The 6,308-nt window shown below is 73.3% G+C and carries 6 protein-coding genes; 1 reads left to right on the forward strand and 5 read right to left on the reverse strand.

Annotated elements, in window-relative coordinates:
- Positions 1-1,078, forward strand: a 1,078-nt coding sequence (locus AB0H87_RS36125; RefSeq protein ID WP_360156378.1) for an ABC transporter ATP-binding protein, incomplete at its 5' end; no start/stop codon positions are given.
- On the opposite strand, the gene AB0H87_RS36130 is transcribed toward AB0H87_RS36125, so the two are convergent.
- The 5 genes from AB0H87_RS36130 to AB0H87_RS36150 form a co-directional block, all read right to left on the reverse strand.
- On the reverse strand, positions 1,075-1,821 hold the full coding sequence (locus AB0H87_RS36130) for a class I SAM-dependent methyltransferase (protein WP_360156381.1): 747 nt from the start codon (positions 1,819-1,821) through the stop codon (positions 1,075-1,077). The two genes, AB0H87_RS36125 and AB0H87_RS36130, sit on opposite strands and share 4 nt — an antisense overlap.
- Before the next feature lie 10 nt (positions 1,822-1,831).
- Positions 1,832-2,431, reverse strand: a complete 600-nt coding sequence (locus AB0H87_RS36135; RefSeq protein WP_360156384.1) for a TetR family transcriptional regulator — start codon at positions 2,429-2,431, stop codon at positions 1,832-1,834.
- Between the two features lie 20 nt (positions 2,432-2,451).
- Positions 2,452-3,186, reverse strand: coding sequence for an ABC transporter permease (locus tag AB0H87_RS36140; RefSeq protein WP_360156387.1), 735 nt, complete (start codon positions 3,184-3,186; stop codon positions 2,452-2,454).
- Positions 3,186-3,908 carry an ABC transporter ATP-binding protein gene (locus tag AB0H87_RS36145; protein ID WP_360156390.1) on the reverse strand — a complete coding sequence of 241 codons (723 nt, stop codon included), beginning with the start codon at positions 3,906-3,908 and terminating at the stop codon, positions 3,186-3,188. The genes AB0H87_RS36140 and AB0H87_RS36145 overlap by 1 nt, the downstream gene beginning before the upstream one ends.
- A gap of 122 nt (positions 3,909-4,030) precedes the next feature.
- Positions 4,031-6,181 carry a hypothetical protein gene (locus tag AB0H87_RS36150; RefSeq protein ID WP_360156393.1) on the reverse strand — a complete coding sequence of 717 codons (2,151 nt, stop codon included), beginning with the start codon at positions 6,179-6,181 and terminating at the stop codon, positions 4,031-4,033.
- Positions 6,182-6,308: the final 127 nt, after the last annotated feature.

Here is a 6,308-nt window from a genome sequence, read left to right on the forward strand (position 1 = left end):
GGTCCTGTTGCCGGGGCCCGACCCGGCCCTGCGGGATCGGCTCGCCGCCCAGCTCCGCGCGGCCGGTGCCCGCGAGATCTACGACGAGCTCCCAGTCGGCCTGGCCACGGCCGCCGTGGTGGTCGTCGGTGTGCAGCTCGGCGTCGGCGGCACGCTGTCGGTCGGCCAGCTCACCGCGTACCTCTTCCTGGTCACGCTCTTCATCCAGCCCGTGCAGATCGCCACCGAGGTGCTCAACGAGGCGCAGAACGCGGTGGCCGGCTGGCGCCGCGTGCTCGACGTGCTGGACGTGCGGCCCGACGTGGCCGACCCCGCCGAGCGGGGCGTCGAGCTGCCGCCCGGGCCGATCGACATCCGGTTCCAGGACGTGTCCTTCACGTACGGCGGCCCGATCGTCCTCGACGACGTCGACCTCGACATCGCGGCGAAGACCCGGGTGGCGGTGGTCGGCGAGACCGGCAGCGGCAAGACGACGTTCGCCAAGCTGCTCACGCGGCTGATGGACCCGACCACGGGGGCGGTGCGGCTCTCCGGCGTGCCGCTCGACCAGGTCCGCTTCGACTCGCTGCGCTCGCGCGTGGTGATGGTGCCGCAGGACGGCTTCCTGTTCGACACGACCGTGGCCGACAACGTCCGGTTCGCCCGGGAGGACCTCTCCGACGCCGACCTCGAGCTGGCGTTCACCGAGCTGGGCCTGATCGACTGGGTCGAGGGGCTGCCACAGGGCCTGCGGACCCGGGTCGGCGAGCGCGGTGAGGCGCTCAGCGTGGGCGAGCGGCAGCTGGTCGCGCTGGCCCGGGCGTACGTGGCCGACCCCGACCTGCTCGTGCTCGACGAGGCGACCAGCGCGGTCGACCCGGCCACCGAGGTGCGGCTCCAGCGCACGCTCGACGCCGTGACCCGCGGGCGCACGACGGTCGCGATCGCGCACCGGCTCTCCACGGCCCAGGCCGCCGACGAGGTGATCGTCGTCGACAAGGGCCGCATCGTGCAGCGCGGCCCGCACGACGAGCTGGTCCAGGACGCCGGCTCGGTCTACGGCAAGCTCTACGCCAGCTGGCTCGAGCAGACCCGCTAGGCCTTCTCGAACACCGAGAGCTGGAAGGCCAGGCGCCGGTCACGGGGGTCGTCGGGGTCCGGCAGCTCGCGCAGGCTCTGCACGATCGGCATGACCGTGTCGGCCCAGACGGCGCCGTCGACGTTCCAGAGGTTCGACCAGACGCGGTTCTCGATGATCTCGGCGAGCTGGTTGGGCGTCTCGGCGAAGGTGCGGGCGGTCACCTCGCCGCTCTGCAGCGTGCGCAGGCCGGCGCCGGTCGCCGCGGCGCGCACCGCGCCCGGCGTGTCGACCCGGTCGCGGCCCGGCAGCCCGGCCAGCAGGTCACCGAACTCGTCTCCCTTGCCCCGATCGCCGGCGGCGGTGACCGAGATGACGCGGCCGCCCGGGCGGACGACCCGCGCCGCCTCCGCCAAGGCCGCCGCCAGGTCGACGATGGCGTGCAGGGCGCCGACGAACACCGCGTTGTCGACGCTCGCGGCCCGCACCGGCAGCCGCCGGGCGTCGCCGACGGTGACCCTCGAACCGAGCCGCGCGTACGCGTGGGCGAGCATCGCGGGGGAGAGGTCGACCCCGACCGTGGGCGCGCCGTGCCACCGCGTCAGCGCGTCGGCGACGAGGCCGGTGCCGACGCCGATCTCCAGCGTCCGGCCGCGCAGCAGGTGCGGGGCGAGGACGGCGGCGAACTCGCGCCCGCGCCGCTCGCCGCCGCGGGTCTCGTCGTAGCTGTCCGCGACGCGGTCGAACGGCAGGGACTCGGCCATGCGGGCCAGGTTAGCCCTTGGGGAGCTCGCCGAACACGTACCGCTGGATCGTCGGGCCGACCGCGGCGACCAGCACCTCGCGCGGCGCCGACGCCAGCGGCTCCACCTTGATCACGTAGCGGACCATGGCGAGGCCGGCGAGCTGGCTGGCGACCAGGCTGACCCGCAGCGGCGCCTCTTCCGGCGGCATCGGCACGGCGCCCATCACCCGCCGCAGCACCTGGGTGACCACGAAGTCGCGGAACAGCCGGGCCGTCCACTCGCTGCTCACCGCCGAGCGCAACAGGCCGACCCCGGCCTTGCCCGCCGGTGAGTCCCAGATCGTGAGGAACATCGTGACCAGCCGCTCGCCGAGGCCGTCCGGGTCGCCGGCGAGCACCTCGGGGATGATCTCGCCGGGGTCGAGCGGCGCGTTCATCGAGGCCAGGAACAGCTTGTCCTTGGTGCCGAAGTAGTGGTGGACCAGCGCCGGGTCGACCCCGGCACTGGTCGCGATCGCGCGGATCGAGGCGCCGTCGTAGCCCTTCTCCGCGAACGCGGTGCGCGCTGCCGCCAGGATCGCGTCGCGGGTGTCGGGGTTGCCGGGCCGGCGTCCGGTCCGTCGTACCACTTCGTCAGCCTTTCGTCGGTTCAGGCGGTGCGGCGCCGGAGCGTCGCGGCGCCGAGGACGAGCGCGAGGATGATCGCGCCGACCACGATGCCAAGGTCCCGCCACATCGTGCCGGTCGGGTCCGCGTGCCGGCCGACCTCGGTGAGCGCTTCGACCGAGTAGGACAGTGGCAGCACGTCGCTGATCGCCTGCAGCCAGCCGGCCATCGAGTCGCGGGCCACGAACAGGCCGCAGAGCAGGATCTGCGGGAGCGCCACCACCGGCATGAACTGCACCGCCTGGAACTCGGTGCGGGCGAACGCGCTGCACAGCAGGCCGAGCGCGACACCGAGCACCGCGTTGGCCACCGCGATCACGATGACCAGCCAGGCCGGCCCCGCGGTGTCGAGGCCGAACAGCCAGTAGGCCAGCCCGGACGCGACCGCGGCCTGCAGGGCGGCGACCAGGCCGAACGCGATGCCGTAGCCGAACAGCAGGTCCAGCTTGCCGACCGGGGTGGTGAACAGCCGCTCCAGCGTGCCGCTGGTGCGCTCCCGCAGCATCGCGATGCTGGTGATCAGGAACATGATGATGAACGGGAAGATGCCGAGCATGACCAGCGCGATCCGGTCGAACAGGAACCCGCCGTCGAACATGTAATAGAGCAGGGTCAGCAGCAGCAGGGGTACGACGATGATGAGCGCGACCGTGCGGCGGTCGTGCCGGAGCTGCCGGACGATCCGGCCGATCGTGCTGGCAAGGGTGCGGGGGGACATCACGCGGCCGCCTTCTCCTGTTGACGGATGATGCGCAGGAACGCCTCGTCGAGGTCGTCGGTGCCGGCGGTGGTCTTGATCGCCGCCGGGGTGTCGTCGCCGATCAGGTAGCCGTCGCGGATCAGCAGCAGCCGGTCGCAGCGGTTGGCCTCGTCCATCACGTGGCTGGAGACGAGGATCGTGGTCCCGTCGGCGGCCAGTGCGCGGAAGCGCCCCCACAGGTCGTCGCGGAGCACCGGGTCCTGGCCGACGGTCGGCTCGTCGAGCACGAGCACCTCGGGCCGGCCGACGATCGCGCAGGCGAGGGAGGCCCGGCTGCGCTGGCCGCCGGAGAGGTTGGCGACAAGCTGGTGCGCGGCGTCGCGGAGCCCCACCGCGTCGAGGGCGCCGTCGGCGTCGGCGGCGCCGAGGCCGTAGAGGCTCGCGAAGTAGCGGGCGTTCTCCCGGACCGTGAGGTCGTCGTAGACGCTCGGGGCCTGGGTCAGGTAGCCCATCTTGTGCCGGAGGGCAGGGGAGCCGGCCGGCTCGCCGAGGACGGTGACCCGCCCGGAGACGACGAGCTGCACGCCGACGACGGCGCGCATCAGGGTGGTCTTGCCGCTGCCGCTGGGCCCGAGCAGCCCGGTGATGCTGCCGCGCGGGATCGCGCAGCTCAGCCCGTGCAGCACCTCGCGCTTTCCGCGGTTGATCACGAGGTCGGTGACCTCGATCGCGGTCTCCATCGTTCCTCCGTCTCTGAAATTCAACGCCTGTTGAACTCAACGGTAGATGAAATAGATGGGTGTACGCAAGCGAACGCCCCGGCCTCCTCCGTTCGGGGGAGACCGGGGCGTCTTGTGTTCTTCTAGAGCGCGAGCACCCGATCGAGGAAGTCGCGGTAGCGCCGCATCGCCACCCGCATCGCCTCCGTGTCCGGCGCCTCGTTGTCCCGCCGGGGGTCAAGCTCGACCTGCTCGGCGAGCAGCGTCTCGGCGAGCTGCTGCACGGCCCGGGCAACCAGCGTCTGGGCGTGCTCCAGGGCTTCGGTCGGCTCGTCGACGAACTGCGCCTTGACCTCATGCCACTCGGCCCGCAAGGCGTCGGCGGCCTCGGCACTCCAGACGGCGATCCGGGTCTCCGGCACGTCACCGGGCCGCATCGGCGGCCCACTGACCGGCCGCACGTCAGCGGCAGGCGACCCGATGTCGGCCAGGGTGGGCGCCGCCACGACGGGCTCAACGGCGTCTGCGTCCTCCGCCTTCTCGGCAGCGGGCGCCTCGGCGGTCTCCACCAGCCCGTCGTCGTCGGTTGCGGCCTCCTCGGCCGGCGCGACGACGGTCTCGGTGTCGACCAGGTCCTCGGCCGCCTCGACCTCGACAGCGTTGGCCTCGGCGTCGTCATCGGCTTCCGCGGCAGCCTCCGGCTCGGCGGTGGCCTCGGACTCTGCCTCGGCTTCGCCCTCCACGTCGGCAACCGCCTCAGCCTCAGCCTCGTCGGTCTCGACGTCCGCGTCAGCGTCGGTTTCGGCCTCCGCCTCGACGACGGCCTCCGACTCAGCGTCGGCGTCGCCCTCGGCCTCCGCGGTCTCCTCAGCCACGTCGGCGACGGCCTCGGCGTCGTCGGTCTCGGCGTCCGTCGCGGCCACGGCCTCCGGCTCAGCGTCCGCGTCGGCCGTTGCCTCTGTGTCGCCTTCGTCGTCGCCGGCCTCGTCGGCGACCGCTTCGGGCTCAGCCACCTCGTCGGCGTCGACCTCGGTCACGGCCTCAGGCGCGGCATCGACCTCGCTGGCTGCTTCCGGCTCGTCGCCCGCGTCGGTGGCGGCCTCGGGCTCCGCGTCGCCTTCGGCGGCGGCCTCGGTGTCGCCGTCCTCGTCTGCCTCTGCCTCGGTGTCGGCCGTTGCCTCTGGCGTCGCTTCCTCTTCGCCGGCTTCGTCGGCGACCGCCTCCGGCTCGGCTTCCTCGCCCGCGTCCGCCTCGGTCACGGCCTCAGGCTCCGCGTCGGCGTCGGCCTCCCCTTCGTCTTCGCCGGCTTCGTCGGCGACCGCCTCCGGCTCGGCCTCCTCGGCCGCGTCGGCCTCGGTGACGGCCTCCGGCTCGTCGTCGGCGTCGGTGGCCGCTTCGGGCTCTGCCTCGGCTGCTTCGGCGTCCGTGTCGGTGGCGGCTTCGGGCTCGGCGTCTTCGTCCGCGTCGGTCTCGGTCACCGCCTCGGGCTCGGCCTCGGGCTCGGCGTCGGCCTCGGCGGCTTCCGGCTCGTCGTCCGCGTCGGTAGCCGCTTCCGGCGCCGCGTCGGTCTCGGTGGCCGCTTCGGGCTCTGCCTCGGCCTCCGCGTCGGTGACGGCTTCGGGCTCGGCGGCTTCCGGCTCGTCGTCCGCGTCGGTGGCCGCTTCCGGCGCCGCGTCGGTCTCGGTGGCCGCTTCGGGCTCTGCCTCGGCTTCCTCGGCCTCCGCGTGGGCGACGGCTTCGGGCTCGGCGTCTTCGTCCGCGTCGGTCTCGGTGACCGCCTCGGGCTCGGCCTCGGCGACTTCCGGCTCGTCGTCCGCGTCGGTGGCCGCTTCCGGCGCCGCGTCCGCGACGGTGCCCGCTTCCGGCGCCGCGTCCGCGACGGTGGCCGCTTGGGGCGCTGCCTCGGCTTCCTCGGCCTCCGCGTCGGTGGCGGCTTCCGGTTCGACGTCTTCGTCCGCGTCGGTCTCGGTGACCGCCTCGGGCTCGGCGTCGGTCTCGGCGGCTTCGTCGGCGTCGGTCTCGGTGACCGCTTCCGGCGCCGCTTCCTCGGTGGCCGTTTCCGTGACCGCTTCCGGCGCCGCTTCCTCGGTGGCCGTTTCCGTGACGGCTTCCGGCTCGGCGTCGGATGTGTCGTCGGTGGCCGTCTCGGTCTCGGCCGTTTCGACGGCTGCGTCCGCGGCCGGTTCGGGCTCGACGGTGGTTTCGGTGTCGACGACCGTGGCCGCCTCCGGCTCCGTGGTCTCTTCCGTCGCCTCGGGGGCCGCCGCCGTGGCTTCGGTCGTTTCAGCGTCCACTGTGGCCTCGGCAGCCTCCGACGCCTCGGCGGTCGTGGTCGAGGACTCTTGCGCTGGCCTCGCAGGCTCGCAAGTACGGGTTGGGTCTGCTCTTTGCCACCCAGTCACCGAAGGGTCTCCACAACCG

Source organism: Asanoa sp. NPDC050611 (assembly GCF_040654855.1).
Taxonomy (GTDB): Bacteria; Actinomycetota; Actinomycetes; order Mycobacteriales; family Micromonosporaceae; genus Asanoa.